Raw genomic sequence first — 20,496 nt, 5'->3', positions numbered from 1 at the left:
CAGCTTATCAGAGTGCGGGCAGTGGTGCGAGGTCGGGTTCGATGAAGTCGCGCCGCGCCGCAACCGAGAACAACCGCGCATGGCTGTAGAAGTTCAGCGGCCAGCTGCGATTGCCGCAGGGCGACAGCAGCAAGGCATTGACGCGGTCGACCAGCGACCCGTGGGAACGATGCTGTCGCACCGCGTGGACAAAGCACCGCGTGATCGTCTCGTGATAGCCCTGACTGTCGTCATTCACCCCGCCGACGCTCTCGTTGTACCGCGAGATGATATCGCGCAGATCGCTGTCGGGGTCGATGTCTGGACGTTCGCTGACGATCCAGTGGCAAGCGGCAAGATGCGCCTCGTGCGTCCAGTCGGCACGCGGCAGGCTGCGGTCGAGCAGGCCAAGGCCGATGCGACGGACTTCGGCGTCGGTCGCAAACAGGCGGGGTGAATGGTCGATCATATCCGGGCTTTCAGTGCGAAGCCCGGATATGTCTCCGGGCGGTTCAGACAGTTTCGAGGAGCTTCGGGGCGGATTGTCGCACCCCCTCGTCGACGTGCGCCTCGAATTGAACGAAATTCTCGATGAACTCGCCGACCAGCTTGACCGCCGTCCTGTCATAGTCGGCCTTGTCGGCCCAGGCCGCACGCGGATCGAGCATCGTGCTGTCGACACCCGGCACCGCGACCGGCACGTCGAACCCGAAATTGGGATCGGTGCGGAATTCGGCGTTGCTGAGGCTGCCGTCGAGTGCCGCGTTGAGCAGCGCGCGGGTCGCCTTGATCGGCATCCGCTTGATTCCCGGCATCGTCGCCTTGCCGCCGGTCCAGCCGGTGTTAACCAGCCAGCAGGTCACGCCACCCTTGGCAATGCGCGACTTGAGCAGGTAGCCATAGACGCTCGGGTGCCGCGGCATGAACGGTTCGCCGAAGCAGGTCGAGAAGGTCGCCTGCGGTTCGGTGACGCCGATCTCGGTGCCGGCCACACGCGCGGTATACCCCGACAGGAAATGGTACATCGCCTGATCGGGCGTCAGCCGCGCAATCGGGGGCAACACGCCATAGGCGTCGGCAGTCAGGAAAATCACCGTCTTCGGCGGCGGCCCGAGGTTCTTTTCCGACGTGTTCGGGATGAAGTCGATCGGATAGGAACCGCGACTGTTCTCGGCGAGACTGTCGTCGTCGAAATCGAGTTCACGCGTTTCGGCGTCGATCACGACATTTTCGAGGATCGTCCCGAAGCGTTTCGAGGTCGCGAAAATCTCCGGCTCGGCTTCTTCCGACAGGCGGATCATCTTGGCATAGCAGCCGCCCTCGAAATTGAAGACGGCGGTGTCCGACCAGCCATGCTCGTCGTCGCCGATCAACGTACGGCTGGCATCGGCGCTGAGCGTCGTCTTGCCAGTACCCGACAGGCCGAAGAACACGGCGGTATCGCCGGCGGGGCCGATATTGGCCGAACAATGCATCGGCATGATGCCCTCGGCCGGCAGCTTGTAGTTGAGGATACCGAACACCGACTTCTTCATCTCGCCGGCATAAGCAGTGCCGCCGATCAGGATCAGCTTCTCGGTGAAATTGACCGCAATCACTGTCTCGCTGCGGCAGCCATGGCGTTCGGGGTCGGCGCGGAAGCTGGGCAGGTCGATGATCGTGAATTCGGGCACAAACGCGGCCAGCTCTGCGGCTTCGGGGCGCACGAGCAAGGTGCGGACGAACAAGCTGTGCCACGCGAATTCGGTGATGACGCGCACATTGACGCGCGTCTCGGGCTGCGAGCCGCCGAACAGATCCTGCACGAACAGCGTTTCCTTCGCGCCGACCGTCATCAGAAAATCGGCCTTGAGCGCCGCGAAATGCGCGGGCGTCATCCCCTTGTTGGTCTTGCCCCACCAGATCGTCTCTTCAGTTTCGGCATCGCGGACGATGAACTTGTCCTTGGCGCTGCGCCCCGTGTGCGCGCCAGTGGCCACGACCAGCGGACCGTCCTTCGCCAATATGCCCTCGCCGCGCTGCACGGCCATTTCGACCAGCGGCGCGGTAATCAAATTCCAGTGCAGCGTTGCGGACGTCGAAATGCCCTGCTGCGCGAGGTCGAAGGTTGATTTGGTCACGTCGGTCGCCTGTTCTTATGCATACGTATGTGACGACGGCCCTTGCGGGCAGGAGGCGCGAAACGCAAGTCCGCGAACAGCGCCGACACGATTGAAATCGATTGCCCTCATGCTTCTTTGAGTGGCCGCCGCACCGCACTGGCTTGCGTATCGCGCGCCCTGCCGCCACATCATGGCAATGCCCGGTGCAACGATCGCTCTCGTCGACGACGACCGCAACATTCTGACCTCGGTCGCGGTCGCGCTGCAGGCGGAGGGGTTCGTCACCCGCGTCTATACCGACGGCGATGTCGCGCTGAAGGCGCTGATCGACAATCCGCCCGATCTGGCGGTGTGCGATATCAAGATGCCCAAGCTCGACGGACTGGAATTGCTGCGGCGGTTGCGGGCGGTATCCGCCCTGCCCGTGATCCTGCTGACGTCGAAGGATCAGGAAAGCGACGAGGCCGAGGGTCTGGCCACCGGTGCCGACGATTACATCGCAAAACCGTTCTCGCAAGCACTGCTGATCGCGCGCATCCGCGCGATCCTTCGCCGCGTCGAATTCTCGCGCAGCGATGCCGATCCCGAGGGCACAAGCGCAGGCGGCGGCGAGCCGATCGTGCGCGGGCGGCTGTCGATGGACCCGCAGCGGCACCGTGTGCACTGGGACGGGCTTGAGGTAGCGCTGACCGTAACCGAATTCATGATTCTCGAGGCACTCGCCAGTCGCCCCGATGTGGTGAAAAGCCGCAACCAGCTGCTCGACGTCGCCTATCATGACGAAGTCTATGTCGACGACCGCACGATCGACAGCCACATCAAGCGCATCCGTCGCAAGTTCAAGGCGGTCGCGCCGTCGTTCGACGCCATCGATACGCTGTACGGCGCGGGTTACCGCTTCACCGATGGCTAGCGAGGAGATCGAGCCGTGGCAGGGGCGCGGCTCGCTGACGCGGCGCATACTCGCGGTCAATATCGTCGCGCTGGTGCTGATGGCCGGCAGTCTGTTCTACCTCGACAATTTTCGGGTGCGCCTGATCGAGGAAAGACGGGCCCAGGCCGAAGGAGAGGCCCAGATCGCTGCCGCCGCGATCAATGCCGCGCCGCGGCGCGCGCGTCAGGCGTTGATCGAAACCTTGGGCAAGCGCTCGGGCGACCGGTTGCGGCTGTTCGACAACACCGGCGAGCAACTGCTCGACAGCTGGGCAACCGGGCCGCGCACCTACGGGTTCGACGGTCGCGCCGATGAACCCTGGGACAATGAGGGCGCGCGCTGGGTCGACCGGCTGGCCGAGCGGCTGGTCGGTGCCAATGTGCCCGATCCCTTCACCGATGCGGGCGACCGGGCGAAGGACTGGCCCGAGCTGCAAAGCGTCATGGGCGGCGCGACGGTCGCCTCGCGCGTCTGGCTCGCTCCCGACCGCACGTTGATCGTTACTGCGGCAGCGGCCGTGAACCTGGAGCGCACCCGGTTCGTGCTGAGTGTCGGCAATTCGCGCGACGTGACGCGCCTCGTCCGGGCCGAGCGGTTCCGCCTCGCCATTATCGTGCTTGGCACATTGTTCCTGTCGATTGCCCTGTCGTTGTTCCTCGCGCGGACCATTGTGACCCCGTTGCGGCGGCTGGCGCAGGCAGCTGTGCGGGTGCGGCTCGGCCGGTCGCGCGACGTCATTGTGCCACGCCTGCCCGACCGCAACGACGAAATCGGGATGCTGGCGCGCGCGGTCAGCGACATGACGCAGGCCTTGCGCGAACGCATCGACGCCACCGAAACCTTTGCCGCCGATGTCGCGCACGAACTGAAAAACCCGCTCGCCTCGATGGCGTCGGCGGTCGAGAGTCTCGGCAAGACATCGGACCCGGCGATCACCGCCCAGCTCCATGCGATCCTGTCCGAGGACGTGCGCCGCCTCGACCGTTCGGTGACCGACATTTCTGAGCTCTCCCGCCTCGACGGCGAGCTGTCGCGCACCCGCTTCGAGACGATCGATGTGGTCGCCATGCTCGAAACAGTCGTTGCCGCCCGCGACCTGCGACGCGGTGCCGACACGCCGGTCGTCAGTTTCGACAAGCCGCAGGGCCGGATGCGGGTCATGGGCGACGAACCGCGTCTCGTGCGTGCCGTGGAAAACCTGATCGACAATGCCGTGTCGTTTTCGGCGGCCGGTGCGGGCGTCGCCGTTTCGACGGGTCGGACTCACGGCAGCATCTCCATCTATGTGGACGACAGCGGCCCCGGCGTACCGCCCGAACGCCGCGAAGCGATATTCCGGCGCTTTCACAGCGAACGGCCCGAGGACGCCTTTGCGCGCCATTCCGGGCTTGGCCTCGCGATCGCCAAGACGATTGTCGAAGCGATGGGCGGCAGCATCGGCGTGGAAGACCCGCCGTCGGGGACCGGCGCACGCTTCGCCATTCGTTTGCCGGTGGCGTGACGCGGGGCTAGGAGCACCTGGTGGCTATGCTCTCGTCCGACACGCTCCATGCGACAACGGTGTCGGTCGGCGGGCGCGCGATCATGATCGAAGGCGTTTCGGGTGCGGGAAAGTCCGACCTTGCGCTGCGCCTGATCGACCGGGGCGCGCTGCTGGTGAGCGACGATTACACCTTCGTTCAGCGCCGTGCCGGACGGATCGTCGCCTCGGCCCCCGCAACCATCGCCGGCAAGATCGAAGTCCGCGGCCTTGGCATTCTGGACATGCCCAATGTTGCAGAAGCACCGGTTGCGCTGGTCGTAACACTCGGCGAACCGGCGGCCCGGCTGCCCGAGCCTGGGCAGGCGCGCAGTCTGCTCGGCGTCGATATTCCGTTGCTGTCGCTGGACGGGCGCGAAGCCTCTGCGCCGTTCAAGGCTGAACTGGCGCTTCAGCGGTTGGGGACGCCGGCATGAAACAGCCCCGCCCGACCCGGATCCTGCTGGTCTCCGGCATGTCGGGCGCAGGCAAATCGACGGCGCTCGACACGCTCGAGGACATGGGCTGGGAAGTCGTCGACAATCTGCCGCTCATCCTGCTCAATCGCTTGCTGGCCACCGACCTGCCGCAGGGTGCCAATGACGCCCGCCCGCTGGCATTCGGGATCGACAGCCGGACGCGTGGATTCGATGCCGAGGCCATCGTGACGCGGATCAAGGCGATGCGCGACGACGGCGCACAGATCGCGACGTTGTTCCTCGATTGCGGCGGGGCGGAACTCGAACGACGCTATTCCGAGACGCGGCGACGGCACCCGCTCGCGCTCGACCGTCCGGCCGCCGACGGGATCGCCCGCGAGCGCGAACTGGTCGCACCCTTGCGGCGATGGGCCGACCATGTCGTCGATACGACGTCGTTCACCAGCAACGCGCTGAAGGCCGACCTCCGCGACCGGTTCGGCGACGGCGATACCAGCGGGCCGACCTTGTCGGTGATGTCGTTCGGGTTCGCCCGCGGCGTGCCACGCAACGCCGACCTGATGTTCGATATGCGTTTCCTGCGAAACCCGCACTGGGTCGACGACCTCCGCCCGATGAGCGGGCTCGACGCACCGGTGTCTGACTATATCGCCCAGGATCCTGCCTATGAGGACGTGGCAACCCGGATCGAGGATTTGTTGCTGACCCTGATCCCGCGTTACCAGGCCGAGGGGAAATCCTATGTCAGCATCGCGTTCGGCTGTACCGGCGGGCGGCACCGCAGCGTCCATATGGCCGAGCGCGTCGCAAAGCGGTTGCGCGATGCAGCATTTTCGCCCACGGTCACTCACCGCGATCTCGCCAGCCGCCCCGACGATTTGACAGAGGGTGGCAGCGCGCGCGGGGGCAGCAAAGGGACTTTGGAACAGCAATGATCGGTCTGGTGCTGGTGACGCATGGCGGTCTCGCCACGGAATTCGTCACTGCCATGGAACATGTCGTCGGCCCGCAGCGCGCCGTCGCCGCCATCGCCATCGGCCCCGATGACGATATGGAAGCGCGCCGCGCCGACATCGCCGCCGCCATCGCCGAAGTCGACACCGGGCGCGGCGTCGTGGTGCTGACCGACCTGTTCGGCGGTACGCCTTCCAACATGGCGATCAGCCTGATGCAGCCTGGGCGTGTCGAGGTCATCGCCGGGATCAACCTGCCGATGCTGATCCGGCTCGAAGGCGCGCGCCGCACGATGAACGTCCGCGATGCCGTCGCCGCCGCACGCGAGGCCGGCCGCAAATACATCACCGTTGCCTCCGAAGTGCTGGGCGACGTGCATGGCGAGCGCGCGGCATGATCGCGCGGACGGTCGCCATCACCAACAAGCGCGGGCTGCATGCGCGGGCGAGCGCCAAGTTCGTGACGCTGGCAAGCACACTGCCCGCGACCGTCGAGGTCGAAAAGGACGGCGCGCGCGTCGTCGGCACCTCGATCATGGGGCTGATGATGCTCGGCGCGGCGATCGGCGACTCGGTGACGATCAGCGCGAGCGGCGACGGGGCCGAGGAAGCGGTCGCGGCGCTGGCGGAGCTGGTGGAGAACAAGTTCGGGGAAGAGTGAGCCGGTGCGCGAGATCACCGGCTTCTCCAACCCGCTCGTCAAACAGGTCCGCAGCCTTCGCGACAAGAAGCACCGGCGCGCCGAGGGCAAGTTCCTTGCCGAGGGACTCCGCATCCTGACTGAAGCGCTCGATGCCGCGGTTGCGCCCGAGATGCTGTGGAGGACGCCCGACAGCGCTGGGCATCCGCTGGTGCAGCGGCTCGAAGCGGCAGCAGGCGAGACCTTCGTCACCAGTGCAGACATCCTGTCGAAGCTGAGCGGCAAGGACAATCCGGGCAGTGTCGTCGGTGTCTTCGCCGAATTCCCGACGCCGCTTGAGGCGCTCGACCGCGGCAAGGCCGATATCTGGATCGTGGCGCAGGCGTTGCGCGATCCGGGCAACCTCGGCACGATCCTGAGAACCGGCGACGCGGTCGGCGCGGGCGGGTTGATCCTGATCGACGACTGTACCGACCCGTTTTCGGTCGAAGCAGTGCGCGCGAGCATGGGCGCGATCTTTACCCAGAGCGTGTCGATGGCGCGCTGGCCGGAATTCATGGCGTGGTTGCGAAGCGGCCCCGGCCAGCTGGTCGGGACCAGCCTCAACACGACGACCGACTATCAGGCGGCGAGATACGACGCCCCGACGTTCATTCTTGTCGGCAACGAGGCGCAAGGCCTTCCCGCCGACTATGAGGCGGCCTGCGACCTGCTGGTCAAAATGCCGATGCGCGGCAAGGCGGACAGCCTCAATGCGGCGGTCGCGACGGCGGTGATGGCGTATGAGGTACTCAATCAGCGGCGGAGGTCAGGCGGGCTCGAACGCTACGCCTAACTCTCCGGCAACGCGGTTCAATTTCTTGTCGCGGGTCCAGATTGCGGTACCCGGGCGGGCAAGAACGGCTGCCAGCAAATGCGCGTCGACATAACCGACGCCCGATCCGCCGAGTTCGGCCGCATCGATCAGCGCCATCACGTCGCTGTGGCGAACCGGAAGGAATTCGGGCAACCGCGCGAGCTGGTCCTTCCACATCTTGCGATCTGCAAGATTCCCCAGCAACACTTCGGCAACTACGAACGGGTGCGTCACGACGGCACCATTTTCGAGCAATGCCGCCAGGCTGTAATCGCCCCGATCGATATAATCGGCCCAGATGCAGGTGTCGGCCAGAATCATTCGGGGTTCGTGAACTCGGGAGGGCGTCGCCGGGGGGCTGCAACGAAGCCGGGCTGGCTTCCCCCGAGCCTTGCCAAGCGTCGACCGGCTTCAAGCTGAACGACAGTCTTGAGCGCATGACGGACAAGCGCCGATGTTTCATCGATACCCGAGAACTCCCGCGCGTCTGCCAAAAGTTCATCGTCGATCTTGATCGTCGTCCGCATCACGCTGCTCCTTCGGCATCAGAAATGGCATCATTTGATGCAATTTTCAATGCAGAGCTGCCCTCGCCGACCAGCTTGACCAGCGGTCGCGTCGCCTGCTCGACGACGGGAGGCAGTTCGATCGCCTTCCCCCCCGTATCGATATTGAGCGTCTCGAACCTTTTAGCCTGCGTCAGCACGTTGGTCTCGAGGCTGCCGACGAACGCGTTATACGCGCCCACTGCCGTATCGAGGCTCTTGCCGAGCCGCCCGACGTGGCTGCCCATCACCGCAAGACGTGCGTAGAGTTCCTTGCCGAGTTCGGCGATTTCGCGCGCCTGTCCGGCGAGCTTCTCCTGCCGCCAGACTGCCGCCACCGTCCGGGCAATGGCAATCAAATTCGTAGGTGTCGCCAGCAGCACCTTCTTGTCGAACGCGAAATCCCACAGGGTCGGATCATGCTCGAGCGCCGCCGAAAGGAAATGTTCGCCGGGCACGAACATGATCACATAGTCGGGCGCGTCGGCGAACTGGCTCCAATAGCTCTTGTTGCCAAGGCCGTTCACATGCGTCCGCATCGACAGCGCATGTGCCGTCAGGTGCGTCGCGCGGTCGCTCTCGTCGATCGCGCCGAACGCGTCCTGATAGGCGTTCAGCGACACTTTCGCGTCGATAACGAGGCTCTGCCCGCCGGGCACGCGGATGATGACGTCGGGCCGCAACCGCCCGCCATCCTCGAGGCCGACGTTCACCTCCGTCTGGAAATCGGCGTATTCCGAAAGCCCGCAGCTTTCGAGGACGTTTTTGAGCTGCTGCTCGCCCCAGCGTCCGCGCGCCTTGGGGGCGTTGCGAAGCGCGTTGACCAGCTTGGCCGCTTCACCCGAAACGCGCTCGGTGCCGAGGCGCATCGCTTCGATCTGGCCCTTCAGATCGCCGAAGGCGTCGCGGCGCTCGGCCTCGACCTTGGCGACGCCCTCTTCATAGCGTTGCAGGCGTTCGGTCACCGGTTGCAACAGCGCCTTGATCCCCTGCCCCGTCGTCGCCTCGGATTCCTTGAACCGCGCATCGGCGCGTTCGAGGAACTGGCGCTGGGCGGTGTCGAGCAGCTTGCCTGCCGTCTCGGCGAATTGCGCGCCGAGGGCGTCCTTCGCCTCGGATAATTGCTTCAGCTGCGCCTCAAACGATTCGGCGCGCGCGCTGTGGTCTGCGCGCAACGCAGCAATCGTCGTGGTGGCGTCCTCCCGCTCGCGCTCGACCTCGTCGAGCGTCTTGCGGAGCAGTTCGGCTTGGTCGGCGCGCACCTGCACCGCCGCCAGTTCGGCGCGCACGGTCGCCGCCGTCCGCCCGCCCAGCAGCCAGCCAAGCAACAGCCCTATCGCCAAACCGACCACGGCAAAGATGATCAACTCGACGCTCATGCTGCGAAATGCCCGGAAAACTGCCGAAGGTCACAAAGGTCACACCTGAAACGCGCTGCCGCAAGGCGATGCGCGTTCTCGGTTTCGATCTGCTGGAAAACGAATCGGGCCATCGGCGGAACGTATATGGAACGATTGCTGTAGGACAGCGCTTTTTACGTCGGAGCTCAGGCGGCTTTCTTGAGCTTTGCCAGTTTCCGGAGCACCATCTCGCGCTTCAGGCGGCTGAGATGGTCGATGAAGAGAATGCCTTCGAGATGGTCCATCTCGTGCTGGAGGCAGGTCGCCAGCATCCCCTCGATCCGCTCGTCGTGCTGGACGCCGTCGAGGTCCATCCAGCGGGCGCGGCACGTCGCGGGGCGCTCGACATCGGCGTACTGGTCGGGCACCGATAGGCAGCCCTCGTTGTAGATGTTGGTATCCCCGGCAGGCTCGAGAATTTCGGGATTGATGAAGACGCGGGGGTCGTTGACCACCGTAGGCTCTTCACCCTCGGCTCCCTCGACCTCGCGCTGGAGATCGATAACCAGCAGGCGCAGCGGTTCGCCGACCTGAATCGCAGCAAGGCCGATGCCGGGGGCGTCATACATCGTCTCGAACATGTCGGCGACGAGCGTGCGGATGCTGTCGTCGATCGTCTCGACGGGCTTCGAAATCAGGCGCAGCCGGGGGTCGGGCGCTTCGATGATGGGGCGGATGGCCATGAGGTGCAGATAGGACGGCGTGGGCGGTGGTTTCAACCCTCTGCTGCCGGTTCCCATAATTCGATGGGGTTGCCCTCGGGATCGTGGATGCGGGCGAAGCGGCCGGTTTCGGGCGAATCCCATTCGGGCTTGGTGACGATTTCGATCCCCGCCGCGCGCAGCGAATCGAGCAACGCGTCAAGCCCCTCGACGCGCAGGTTGAGCATCCACTGCCGGTCGGCGGGGAAATAATCTGTGTCGGCCTTGAACGGCGAGAACACCGTCATCCCCGCCTGCTGGTTCCACAGGCCCCATTCGCCGTCGCCGACGCCGAGGTGCGTCGCATACCAGGCGGAAAGCGCCTTGGGATCCTGTGCGCGGAAAAACAGACCGCCGATGCCGGTGACGCCCATGATCGTTCCCCTTCCCTAACCCACCGGCCGCCGCGCGCGCAGCGCCTGTGCCAGCGTGCCGTCGTCGAGATAGTCGAGTTCGCCCCCCACCGGCAGGCCGTGCGCGAGCTGGGTCAGGCGCACCGGAAACCCCTCCAGCCGGTCGGCGATGTAATGCGCGGTCGTCTGTCCTTCGAGCGTCGCGTTCATCGCCAGCACGACCTCGTCCACGCCGCCCTTTTCGACGCGCGCGACCAGCCGGTCGATGGTGAGATCCTCGGGCCGCACCCCGTCGAGCGCCGATAGTCGTCCGCCCAGCACATGGTATCGCCCGGGAAACAGCCGTGCGCGGTCGAGCGCCCACAGGTCGGCGACTTCCTCGACCACCGCGATACTGCGGTCGTCGCGGCGCGGGTCGGCGCAGATGCCGCACGGGTCGCTGGTATCGATGTTGCCGCAAACCTGGCACTCGGCCAGCCGCTCATCGACCGCCTCCAGCGCGCGCAGCAGCGGCACCAGCGCCCCTTCGCGCTTTTTGAGCAGGTGCAGCACCGCGCGGCGTGCCGAGCGGGGGCCGAGCCCCGGCAGGCGGGCCAGTGCGGCGGACAGCGCTTCGATTTCGACAGAGGCCATAAACGGGACATAGCGCGATCCAGAGCCGCTTGTCGAAGCCCTGTCCTTCACTTTACCGCCGGTTTACTGGGTGCCGCGATAAAGGGCGCTTCCTCCGGCTGCGGAACGATCGAATGCGTATCATCTTCATGGGAACCCCGGACTTTGCCGTCCCCAGCCTGGAGGCGCTGGTTGCCGCCGGGCACGAGATTGCGGCGGCCTATACCCAGCCGCCCCGGCGCGCGGGGCGCGGCAAGGCACTGTCGCCTTCACCCGTCCAGCTTCGCGCCGAAGAGCTGGGGATCGCCGTCCGCCATCCCGAACGGCTGCGTGACCCGGTCGATCAGTTCGGCTTTGCCGCGCTCGGCGCCGACGTCGCCGTGGTCGCCGCTTATGGCTTGATCCTGCCGCGTCCCGTGCTCGAAGCGCCCCGGCTCGGGTGCATCAACGTTCATGCCTCGCTGTTGCCGCGCTGGCGGGGGGCCGCGCCGATCCAGCGGGCGATTCTCGCCGGGGACAATCTGACGGGCGTGACGATCATGCAGATGGAAGCCGGCCTCGATACAGGGCCGATGCTGGCGCGTGCGGTCACCCAGATCGACCAGAAGACCGCTGGCGAGCTGACCGCCGAACTGGCGCAAATGGGGGCCGGACTGCTCGTCCAGACGCTGTCGAACGCGCCGCCCGCCGTGCCGCAGCCCGAATCGGGCGTGACCTATGCCGCCAAGGTCGACAAGGCCGAGGCGCGGATCGACTTTACGACCGGTGCGGAAGCCGTCGAACGCCAGATCCGCGCTTTTGCGCCCACGCCCGGCGCTTGGTTCGAATTCGGCGGCGAGCGTATCCGCGTGCTGGCGGGCGAAGTGATCGAGGGCGGGGCCGATCCCGGGGTCGTCGCCGATGCGGGACTGGTCGTCGGTTGCGACATCGGCCTGATCCGGCTGGCGACGGTGCAGCGTGCCGGCCGTGCGGCGATGCCCGCCGAGGATCTGTTGCGCGGGTTCGATATTCCGGTCGGCACGATCCTGACCTAAGGGTCTGCCGTGACCCGCTTTCGCCTGACCGTCGAATATGACGGCCGCCCGTTCATGGGGTGGCAGCGCCAGGCGCATGGGCCGAGCGTGCAGACGGCGATAGAGGACGCCGCCGCTGCGATTCTGGGCGAAACGATTGCCGTGCACGGTGCCGGACGGACCGATGCGGGCGTGCACGGGCGCGGCATGGTCGCGCACATCGATGTGGCGCGCGCAATCACGCCGTTCCGGCTCATGGAGGGGCTGAACGCCGGACTGCGCGCCGATCCAGTATCGGTGATCGATTGCGTTGCGGTTTCGGACGATTTTCACGCGCGTTTCTCGTGTATTGCGCGGCATTATGAATACCGGATCGTCAACCGACGGGCACCGCTGACGTTCGACTCTGGACTGGCTTGGCGGGTGCCGAGCGCGCTCGATGCAGCGGCGATGCACGACGCGGCACAGGCGCTCGTCGGACGGCATGATTTCACGACCTTTCGCTCGGCGCATTGCCAGGCCGAGTCCCCGGTGCGGACGCTCGACCGCCTCGATGTGGTGCGCGAGGGCGACGCGATTACCATTTCGGCGAGCGCCCGGTCGTTCCTCCATCATCAGGTACGCTCGATGGTCGGCTGCCTGTCGCTGGTCGGGCGCGGGAAATGGTCGGCGGCGGACTTGCGGGGCGCGCTGGAGGCGAAGGACCGCGCGGCACTGGGCCTCAACGCGCCGCCGGACGGGTTATACTTTATGCGGGCGGATTACTGAGCGCCGCAGGCAAAGGGGGTTCACACGAAGCTCACGAAGACACGAAGGTAGAAGAAGGGGATGAAGCCGCTTCTCAATCTTCCTTCCTTCGTGTCTTCGTGAGCTTCGTGTGAACGATTCTTGCTGCCTTCGTCAGGAACTACAGCAGCGCCAACGCCTTTTCGAACATTGCCAACTGCCACAGCAGGCGCCCGTGATCGCGCTTGCCGGCGATATGGTCTTCGGCGACGCGCTCCAGCGTCGTCCGCTCGAACCATCCGGTGTCGGCGAGACCGGCCAGCCGCCGCGCTTCTCCTGCCAACGGTCCCCGGAACCACGCGCTCACGGGCGTCACAAAGCCCATTTTGCGGCGATAGAGAATGTCATCGGGCAAAGTGCCGCGCATCGTGCGCTTCATCAGCCATTTGCCCTCGCCGCCGCGGAGCCGCATCGACACCGGCAGGGTCGCGGCGAATTCGACGAGGCGGTGGTCGAGCAGCGGTTCGCGCGCCTCGAGGCTCACCGCCATACTGGTGCGGTCGACCTTGGTCAGGATATCGCCGGGCAGCCAGATCTTGAGATCGGCATATTGCGCGCGGTCGAGTGGATCGCGGGCAGGCGCATTCTGCATCGCGGCGACATAGCGGTCCTCGGCGCGGTGGCCCTGAAGGCTGCGCTTGAAGCTATCCGAGAACAGCCCCGCGCGCTCCTCGAACGGCGTAACGCCCACGGCCCGGGCATAGGCCTCGCCGCCGCCCAGCGCGAGCGCGGCAAAGGTCGATTTGGCGCGGAACATCTGCGGCGCCCAGTCGGCCTTGGGATAGGCGCGCGCGAGGCTGCCGAACACCGGCTCGCGCCAACCCTGCGGCACGATGCTGCGGACACGTTCCTCGGTGTGTTGGAATTTATAGCGGCGATATCCGGCGAAAATCTCGTCCGCGCCGTCGCCCGAGAGCGCGACGGTCACGGTTTCACGAGCGAGCTGGCTGACGCGCCATGTCGCCAGTGCCGACGCGTCGGCGAACGGTTCGTCGAACATCCGCGCGACGGTGTCGGCAGCGGCGTAATCGTCCGACGCGACGATGCGACTGCGGTGGTCACACGCAAAACGCTTGGCGATTTCGGCAGCGTAGCGGGTTTCGTCGTGCGCGGCGCTGTCGAACCCGATGGCACAGGTCTGCACCGGGTGCGACGACGCCTCCGCCATGAAGGCGACAACGCTCGACGAATCGACGCCGCCCGACAGGAACGCCCCCAGCGGCACATCGGCAACCATCCGCGAGGTCACCGCCGCGCGCAGCCGGTCGCGCATTTCGGCTTCGAGGTCGGCAACCGTGCCCTTGGCGCGCTGCGTGAAATCGACGTCCCACCAAACGCGCGGGGCCGGGAGCGGTTTGCCGCGTTCGAGCAGCAGGAAGCTGGCGGCAGGGAGTTTCTGCACCCCTTCGATCCAGCAGGTGTCGTCGGGGACGTAACCGAAGGCGAAAAAATCCTCGATTGCCTGCGGATTGAGTTCACGACGTACAGCAGGGTTGGCCAGCAACCCTTTCAGTTCGGACGCAAAGGCAATGCTGCCATCGGCGAGCGCCACATAGTGCAACGGCTTCACGCCGAGCCGGTCGCGCGCCAGGAACAGCATCTGCCGCGCGACATCGAACAGCGCGAAAGCGAACATGCCATTGAGGCGCGGCAGCAGGTCCGGCCCCCAGACACGCCAGCCGTGGATCAGCACTTCGGTATCGCTGTCGGTGCGGAATTGCGCGCCTGTGGCCTGCAATTCGCGACGGACGTCGGCGAAGTTATAGATTTCGCCGTTGAAGACGACGACGACCTGTTCGTCGGCACTGAGCATTGGTTGCGCCCCGCCGCCCAAGTCGATGATCGAGAGACGCCGGTGGCCGAGACCCACGCCTTGCGCCGTCCACACCCCCGATCCGTCCGGCCCGCGATGGGCAAGCGCATCGGTCATCAGGACGACCCGCGCCGGATCGACGGGCTTGGGGGTACCGAGATGGAAGAGACCGGCAATGCCGCACATGAGTCTTTAGCGCCCCTTTGCCTGCGCCAGCATCGCGGCGACGCGCGGTTGCGGATCGCCCATGTCGTGCAGGAAGGCAACCAGCGCGTCATGCGCGCCCTTCCCCTGCGCCGACACGATCAGCGTTGCCGCCGACTGGTCGCTGCCGGTCAGGCGCGCCTTCAATGTCGCGAGCTTGACCGCGGCACGGCCCTGCATTGCCGTGCCGCCGACGAACCAGAAAGTCGCGGCCTCGCGCTCGGCCTTCTCCGGTCCCATGATGCGTTCGACATGGCCGATAGCGAGCGGCGGCAGGTTCGCGGCCCAGGCCCAGTGGCCCGAGGGGTCGGCGGCCCCCTGCCCGAACGCGACGATTTCGCGCCCGTGCGACTGCCAGCCATAGAGCGCGACGCCGACATCGACGCGCTGACCGGCAGAATTGCCATATCGGCCGAACAGTCGGTGATCGGCCCCGTCGAAACGCGGCGTCCATGGCGGCGACGGGCGATCGCCAACGCGGGTCCAGCCCTTCACTACAGGCAAATCGACCGGTGCGGGCAAGGCCATGCGCCCTGCCCGTGCGGCCCAATTGTCCCAAACGACGGGCACTGCCGCCGCAGCCACCGCCAGCGGCGCGACAAGCAGCACCGGCGCAACGGGCCGCCAAGCGGGGAAAACCTTCCCGCCGAGCCAGTTTTCGCCGATCCGCCGGTCGAAAAACGGCCAGGCCGCGCCCATGATGAGCAGCATCACCACGGCAAAGAATACCCAGCCATAGACGATATGGTCGAACCCGGTCGCGGCCTCGACCCCGATACTTTCGGCAGCATAGATCGTGCCCCAGGCGCGTACGCCATTGGCGAGCACCGGCACAACGATGGCCGCGATCATGAACAGCGTGCGGCGCAGCGGCGAGCGGAAACATACATTGGCCGCCAGTGCGCCATAGGCGACCATGGCAACGAGGAACTTCACCCCCGCGCACGCCTCCGCCACTTCGAACCAGCCGGCGCGCGTCGTGATGAACACGCCGTCGATGGTGGCAGGGACACCGGTCAGATGGAGCAGCCCCATCGTCATCTTCGCGGTCAGGGTCTGCATCGGGCCGGTGAATTCGTCGCCGAAGGGCACGAGGAACACGAGGTAGAACAACGGGAACAGCACCGCGCGGGCGACGGCAGGGCCGAGAATCGCGATCACGCTCGCCTGGATCATGCCGACCAGCCCGATATGGCGGACGATCGCCACCCCACCCGCTTCGCCGATCAGCCAGACCAGTGCTGCGCCTAAAACTAACGCGAGGCCGGGGGGCCATGCGGCGGGGGTGGTCTGCGCGACTTCCCCGCGCCGCAACCAGATCAGCCAGGCGATGATCGGCAGGACATACAGGCAGTGTTGGTAGGTTGAGATGTTCCACCACAGCGAGCCCATGTCGCGGGCGTCGCGGGCGAATAGCAGGAGGAGTGCGAGGATGGCGAGAGCCGTGGCAGCAAGCGGTTTGCGCCACGCGGGTTCGATACTCACGCCACCAACCCCGCCAGCGGGGCCAGGCACGCGGACCAGCTGTAGCGCGATCGCACGAGGTCGCGCGCTGCGGTCCCGATGGCGCGGGCGTGCAACGGATCGGCAAGCAGCGTACCGATGACCGCTGCCTGCGCCGCCGGTGTATCGGCGACAAGCAGTTCGGCCCCCGCCTCGGCATCTATCCCGTCAGCAGCGGCGGGTGAAGCGACAACGGCTTTACCCATCGCCATCGCTTCCAGCACCTTGTTCTGGATGCCCCTTGCGAGCGCGAGCGGCGCGACCACCACATCGGCAGCAGCAAGCCAAGGCCGGGTATCGGGCACCTCACCGGTAACGATCACGTTGGGCGCGGCAAGCGCCCTGACGGCAGCGGTCGGCGAGCGCCCGACGATGGCGAAAGTGGCGGTCGGCAGCGACGGCAAGACGTCCCTGACGAAGCCGGTCACCGCTTCGACATTGGGCGCGTAATCCATTTGCCCGGTGAAGACGATTAGGGGATGCGGGGCATCGGCTGGCTCGACCGCGTCAGGCGCAAAATGCGCGGCATCGACGCCGTTTTCGAGTGTCTGGGCGGACAGTCCCGTTGTCGTCCGGAACAGCGCGGCTTCGGCTTCGCTGACGAACAGCGCCGCGTCGGCGCGACGAGCCGTCGCGGTCTCGAATGCCAGCAGGCGTTTCGCCTCATGACGCAGCGCGAGGCCCGACAGGCCGTGGGCGCTCGCGCCCTGCTGCGCGAATTTCGCCGAATCCATGTCGACGAAATCCATGATGAAGCGCGCCCCGACCCCCAAGGGGACATAATGCGCCATTTGCCCGGAAAAGGCGAAGACCGTGCCGATTTCGCCCGATGCGAGCCGGTTGCGGACCGCCTGATGCAGAACCGGCACCGAAAACAGCGCGACCGAAGCGGGGAGACCCGTCAACAGTGCGCGGGCGACCGCAATCCCCTTCGATGACGGGCGCACGGCGGTGGTCACGCTGGCGGCCACGCTTTCGACCTTGGCGATGTGCTGGCGGTCTTCGGCGCTGTCGAGCGGCGTGACGACATGCACGGGCCGCAGCTTCGCCAGCGCCTCGAGCATGTGCCACGACCGGATACGGTCGCCGCGATCAGGCGGCCAGGGCAAGCGATGGGCGAGGAAGAGGATATCCGTTCCGCTCACCCCAGCCCCCGCGCGATCATCGGGCCGAGGCGATTGGCGACGGCCAGCGGCAGTTTGCTCCACAATTTGACCTGAAGGCTGTACTTCGGGTCGAGCGGATTGACGCTGCGCTTGGGTCGTCCATCGAGCGTTTTCGACGCGTAAACAAGCGGTTGTCCCTCAAACCCCCAATTGTGCTTGAAGGCCGCCGCGCCCGTCCCGGCTTTCGAGCGACCGAAGTCGAAGCGTGTGCAAGCCCGCGCGCGGGCATGGCCCATCAGCGCGAAATACATCAGGTCGTTGGCCCGCCATTTGCGCGCGTCCGCCGTGCCGCCGCCCCAATAGGGCATCACGATTCCCCGGTGATAGAGCGACAACACGCTCGCGAGCGGAACGCCATCCCTGCGTACAGTCAGGATATCGGCATCGTCGCCGAACGCGTCGAGCACTTCGGCGAACAGCGCCTTCGGGAATACCGGCGTACCGAGGTTGCGGACGCTGGTCGCATAGACATGGTAATGCGCGTCGCGGTCGCCCAGATCGGTGGTTAGCTCGAAGCCGAGCGCCTTCCGCACCTCGGCGCGCTGTTTGCGCGGGATGGCGAGCAGTTCGGCCTCGTCGTCGTCGGCGAGGTCGCGGACGAAGCCGAGATAGGTCGTGTCGTCGCGGTCCCAGCCCTGCGGCAAATACCCGCCGCGCAGCTCGACGCCGGGGACCGAAAGGCGCGCAGCCATCGCCAGCGCCTCGGCTGCAAGCGCCTCGCCGGTCGCCTCGTCATCGGCAAGGATGCCGCCGCCGACCGCGAACCCGCTGGACGCCAAGGCGCGACCGAAAAGAGGCGAGTGCAGCTCAGTCAGAGGAAGGATGCCGCACAGCTCCTCCCCTTCAGCGACCAGAACATGCGCCTTTTGCCCGCACCCCCTGGCCACCGCCCGTCCCCACTCCAGCCGGTGGAATGCCGTCGCAGCCGCATGGCCCGCGACATAGGCGGCGATGGCGGCATCGTCATCAGGGGTGGCGAGACGGACGTGCATCACGCCATCCGTGCGCGTTCGCGCTCCACGACGGTGTCGTAGCGGCCCCAGTCGAAGTCCTTCGCCAGTCGGCGCAGCTTGCCCGCCATGCGCGCAAGATTGGGGTAATGGCGCAGCTTCGAACGCAGCGGCGCATCGGCCACGAACGGCTGGCCCGGGTCCATGTCCCAGGGGTGGAAATAGAAAGTCGCCGGTCGCCCTGCCCCGTTCACTTGCCGCATGCCGTAGCGCGAAAGTGCATAGGGGAGCAGGCGAAAAAAGCCGCCGCCGGTCCCCAATGTCCGCCCCGCAATATCGACGACGGCGGGTGGCAGTTCGATCAGCTCGCTGCCCGCAGCGGGTTTCCAAGCACCGCGCGGTGCATCGGCCTGTCCGTAATGGTCGTGCTTCAGCGGCGCGACGCTCGACGAATAGGCATAGCCCTCGTCGGCGAGAATGCCGTGCGCCCAGGGCGTGCGCGCATCGATCGAAAAGCTGGGCGCGCGATAGCCGGTCACTGCCTGTCCCGAGGCATCCTCAAGCGTGGCGCGTGCGCGGCGCGTATCGGCGCGGAACTGCTCGGCCGTCATCTCGAAAACCCGGACATGGTCCCAGCCATGGCTCGCGACCTCATGACCGGCGTCCACCATCCGCCGGATCAGCGCGGGATGCGCCGCCGCGACACAGCCGAGGGTGAAAAAGGTCGCCTTGACGCCCGCATCGCCGAACAGGGCGAGCACCGCATCGGTGTTGCGTTCGACACGGACTTCTTTCGACGGCCAGTCGGCGCGGCTGATCGTGCGCTCGAACGCGCCGACCATATACCAGTCCTCGACATCGACGGAGAGTGCGTTGAGCATTGCCGCCTCCTTAGCGGAGTCAGGCAGGACGTGCGCGCGGCAAATCGTGGATTTGTGCTTCGTCGCGCTCGACCCAGTCGATCATCAGGGTCAGCACACGGCGGAGTGCTGCTTCCTGCGCCTCGACCTGCTGTTCGAGCAGCGTGATGCGCGCGGCGTGATCGTCGGTGCGCGGATCGTCCCGCAGCACCTCCACCGTCTCCGGGACCGCCGCCGTGACTGGCCCGGCCGCCGAGGCGAGGGCTGCCGGCGCGACGGCTTCGGATGCCACGACTTCGGAGGCCACGGCGGCTGCGAGGGGCTGCGGCACCGCAGTTACCGCCTTCTGGTCCGCACTGAGGTCGCCCACGACGTCGTCGATCAAGGCGCTGTCGATCAGTTCCGCACCCTCCAGCGCTGCCGATAGCAGGGCGCGCGTGGCCAGCTGGTTGATCCGGCGCGGGATTCCTCCCGATGCGGCGTGGATCGCGCGCGCCGCGCCGTCGCCGATCTGCGGACGGCCATTCCAGCCGACCACACCGAGGCGGTGTTCGAGATAGGGCTTCACTTCGTCGGCGGTCATGCCGTCGAGGTGGTGGGTCGCGATGACGCGCTGGCGCAGCTGCTCCATTTCGGGCGACGCGAGCCGCTCGCGGAACTCGGGCTGGCCGAGCAGCAGGATCTGGAGCAGCGCACGTCCGCCCGACTGGAAGTTCGAGAGCATCCGCAGCTCTTCGAGTGCCGACACCGGCAGATTCTGCGCCTCATCGACGATCAACAGGGTCTTGCGGCCTTCGCGGGCACGATCGATCAGATAGCTCTCGATCCGCCCGAGCAGCTGGGCCTTGGCGACACCCTCGGTCGGCAGGTCGAATCCCTGCGCCGCGAGACGAAGCATGTCGTCGCCCTCGACCTGCGTCGAAACCAGCTTGACCACTGCCACACGCGCGGGGTCGAGCCGCTCCATCAGCAGGCCGACCAGCGTGGTCTTGCCCGCGCCGACCTCGCCGGTGACGACAACAAAACCCTCGCCCTGCTGCAGCCCGTAGCCGAGGTACGCCATCGCCTTTTTGTGCGTGGCGCTCTCGAACCAGAAACGCGGGTCGGGCGTCAGCGCGAACGGCGCGGCGGTCAGGCTGTAATGATCGATGTAACTCATCTTGTCTT

23 protein-coding genes are annotated in these 20,496 nt (G+C 66.2%); 9 read left to right on the top strand and 14 right to left on the bottom strand.

The window, feature by feature from the left end; genetic code table 11:
- Window positions 1-7 precede the first annotated feature (7 nt).
- Window positions 8-448 (bottom strand): hypothetical protein, encoded by a 441-nt coding sequence (locus M0209_RS03970; protein WP_258887005.1) that lies wholly within the window; start codon window positions 446-448, stop codon window positions 8-10.
- A 43-nt stretch (window positions 449-491) separates the two neighbouring features.
- Window positions 492-2,099 (bottom strand): phosphoenolpyruvate carboxykinase, encoded by a 1,608-nt coding sequence (locus M0209_RS03965; protein WP_258887004.1) that lies wholly within the window; start codon window positions 2,097-2,099, stop codon window positions 492-494.
- A gap of 178 nt (window positions 2,100-2,277) precedes the next feature.
- On the opposite strand from M0209_RS03965, the gene M0209_RS03960 reads away from it, so the two are divergent.
- The 7 genes from M0209_RS03960 to M0209_RS03930 are packed head-to-tail and all read left to right on the top strand — an operon-like array spanning window position 2,278 to window position 7,402.
- Window positions 2,278-2,994 (top strand): response regulator transcription factor, encoded by a 717-nt coding sequence (locus tag M0209_RS03960; protein WP_258889555.1) that lies wholly within the window; start codon window positions 2,278-2,280, stop codon window positions 2,992-2,994.
- Window positions 2,987-4,516 carry a sensor histidine kinase gene (locus tag M0209_RS03955; protein ID WP_258887003.1) on the top strand — a complete coding sequence of 510 codons (1,530 nt, stop codon included), beginning with the start codon at window positions 2,987-2,989 and terminating at the stop codon, window positions 4,514-4,516. The genes M0209_RS03960 and M0209_RS03955 overlap by 8 nt, the downstream gene beginning before the upstream one ends.
- Window positions 4,517-4,533: 17 nt before the next feature.
- Complete coding sequence (locus M0209_RS03950) at window positions 4,534-4,971, top strand: HPr kinase/phosphorylase (protein WP_258889554.1); 438 nt, start codon at window positions 4,534-4,536, stop codon at window positions 4,969-4,971.
- Window positions 4,968-5,909 carry an RNase adapter RapZ gene (gene rapZ / locus M0209_RS03945; RefSeq protein ID WP_258887002.1) on the top strand — a complete coding sequence of 314 codons (942 nt, stop codon included), beginning with the start codon at window positions 4,968-4,970 and terminating at the stop codon, window positions 5,907-5,909. The genes M0209_RS03950 and rapZ overlap by 4 nt, the downstream gene beginning before the upstream one ends.
- On the top strand, window positions 5,906-6,325 hold the full coding sequence (locus tag M0209_RS03940) for a PTS sugar transporter subunit IIA (RefSeq protein ID WP_258887001.1): 420 nt from the start codon (window positions 5,906-5,908) through the stop codon (window positions 6,323-6,325). The genes rapZ and M0209_RS03940 overlap by 4 nt, the downstream gene beginning before the upstream one ends.
- Window positions 6,322-6,588 carry an HPr family phosphocarrier protein gene (locus tag M0209_RS03935; protein WP_258887000.1) on the top strand — a complete coding sequence of 89 codons (267 nt, stop codon included), beginning with the start codon at window positions 6,322-6,324 and terminating at the stop codon, window positions 6,586-6,588. Before M0209_RS03940 ends, M0209_RS03935 begins: the two co-directional genes overlap by 4 nt.
- Window positions 6,589-6,592: 4 nt before the next feature.
- On the top strand, window positions 6,593-7,402 hold the full coding sequence (locus M0209_RS03930) for an RNA methyltransferase (protein WP_258886999.1): 810 nt from the start codon (window positions 6,593-6,595) through the stop codon (window positions 7,400-7,402).
- Here the strand turns inward: M0209_RS03930 and M0209_RS03925 are convergent.
- From M0209_RS03925 to recR, 6 genes are all read right to left on the bottom strand, one after another.
- Window positions 7,376-7,744 carry a type II toxin-antitoxin system VapC family toxin gene (locus M0209_RS03925; RefSeq protein WP_258886998.1) on the bottom strand — a complete coding sequence of 123 codons (369 nt, stop codon included), beginning with the start codon at window positions 7,742-7,744 and terminating at the stop codon, window positions 7,376-7,378. The genes M0209_RS03930 and M0209_RS03925 overlap by 27 nt on opposite strands.
- Window positions 7,741-7,950 carry a type II toxin-antitoxin system VapB family antitoxin gene (locus M0209_RS03920; protein WP_258886997.1) on the bottom strand — a complete coding sequence of 70 codons (210 nt, stop codon included), beginning with the start codon at window positions 7,948-7,950 and terminating at the stop codon, window positions 7,741-7,743. Before M0209_RS03920 ends, M0209_RS03925 begins: the two co-directional genes overlap by 4 nt.
- Window positions 7,950-9,347: a DNA recombination protein RmuC gene (gene rmuC / locus M0209_RS03915; RefSeq protein WP_258886996.1), complete on the bottom strand. Its 1,398-nt coding sequence runs from the start codon at window positions 9,345-9,347 to the stop codon at window positions 7,950-7,952. Before rmuC ends, M0209_RS03920 begins: the two co-directional genes overlap by 1 nt.
- 167 nt (window positions 9,348-9,514) lie before the next feature.
- The gene (gene def, locus M0209_RS03910) at window positions 9,515-10,051 is read right to left on the bottom strand and encodes a peptide deformylase (RefSeq protein WP_258886995.1); all 537 of its coding nucleotides are present in this window, start codon (window positions 10,049-10,051) and stop codon (window positions 9,515-9,517) included.
- A gap of 32 nt (window positions 10,052-10,083) precedes the next feature.
- Window positions 10,084-10,443, bottom strand: a complete 360-nt coding sequence (locus M0209_RS03905) for a VOC family protein (RefSeq protein WP_258886994.1) — start codon at window positions 10,441-10,443, stop codon at window positions 10,084-10,086.
- Between the two features lie 15 nt (window positions 10,444-10,458).
- Window positions 10,459-11,055, bottom strand: a complete 597-nt coding sequence (gene recR, locus M0209_RS03900) for a recombination mediator RecR (protein ID WP_258886993.1) — start codon at window positions 11,053-11,055, stop codon at window positions 10,459-10,461.
- Window positions 11,056-11,168: 113 nt separating this feature from the next.
- On the opposite strand from recR, the gene fmt reads away from it, so the two are divergent.
- Window positions 11,169-12,068 (top strand): methionyl-tRNA formyltransferase, encoded by a 900-nt coding sequence (fmt, locus tag M0209_RS03895; protein ID WP_258886992.1) that lies wholly within the window; start codon window positions 11,169-11,171, stop codon window positions 12,066-12,068.
- Window positions 12,069-12,077: 9 nt separating this feature from the next.
- A complete protein-coding gene (gene truA / locus M0209_RS03890) occupies window positions 12,078-12,815 on the top strand; it encodes a tRNA pseudouridine(38-40) synthase TruA (RefSeq protein WP_258886991.1) in 738 nt (245 codons plus the stop codon).
- 139 nt (window positions 12,816-12,954) lie between these two features.
- On the opposite strand, the gene M0209_RS03885 is transcribed toward truA, so the two are convergent.
- The 6 genes from M0209_RS03885 to M0209_RS03860 are packed head-to-tail and all read right to left on the bottom strand — an operon-like array spanning window position 12,955 to window position 20,488.
- On the bottom strand, window positions 12,955-14,832 hold the full coding sequence (locus M0209_RS03885; RefSeq protein WP_258886990.1) for an XrtA/PEP-CTERM system amidotransferase: 1,878 nt from the start codon (window positions 14,830-14,832) through the stop codon (window positions 12,955-12,957).
- A 6-nt stretch (window positions 14,833-14,838) separates the two neighbouring features.
- Window positions 14,839-16,335 carry an exosortase A gene (gene xrtA, locus M0209_RS03880; protein ID WP_258886989.1) on the bottom strand — a complete coding sequence of 499 codons (1,497 nt, stop codon included), beginning with the start codon at window positions 16,333-16,335 and terminating at the stop codon, window positions 14,839-14,841.
- Window positions 16,332-17,498 (bottom strand): TIGR03087 family PEP-CTERM/XrtA system glycosyltransferase, encoded by a 1,167-nt coding sequence (locus M0209_RS03875; RefSeq protein ID WP_258886988.1) that lies wholly within the window; start codon window positions 17,496-17,498, stop codon window positions 16,332-16,334. The genes xrtA and M0209_RS03875 overlap by 4 nt, the downstream gene beginning before the upstream one ends.
- A complete protein-coding gene (locus M0209_RS03870) occupies window positions 17,495-18,511 on the bottom strand; it encodes a FemAB family XrtA/PEP-CTERM system-associated protein (RefSeq protein ID WP_258886987.1) in 1,017 nt (338 codons plus the stop codon). The genes M0209_RS03875 and M0209_RS03870 overlap by 4 nt, the downstream gene beginning before the upstream one ends.
- A complete protein-coding gene (locus tag M0209_RS03865; protein WP_258886986.1) occupies window positions 18,511-19,350 on the bottom strand; it encodes an XrtA system polysaccharide deacetylase in 840 nt (279 codons plus the stop codon). The genes M0209_RS03870 and M0209_RS03865 overlap by 1 nt, the downstream gene beginning before the upstream one ends.
- Before the next feature lie 19 nt (window positions 19,351-19,369).
- Complete coding sequence (locus tag M0209_RS03860) at window positions 19,370-20,488, bottom strand: XrtA/PEP-CTERM system-associated ATPase (RefSeq protein WP_258886985.1); 1,119 nt, start codon at window positions 20,486-20,488, stop codon at window positions 19,370-19,372.
- Between the last annotated feature and the right edge of the window lie 8 nt (window positions 20,489-20,496).

The organism is Sphingomonas sp. SUN039, assembly GCF_024758725.1.
Lineage (GTDB): Bacteria > Pseudomonadota > Alphaproteobacteria > Sphingomonadales > Sphingomonadaceae > Sphingomonas_O.
This window is presented reverse-complemented; position numbering and strand designations above follow the sequence as displayed.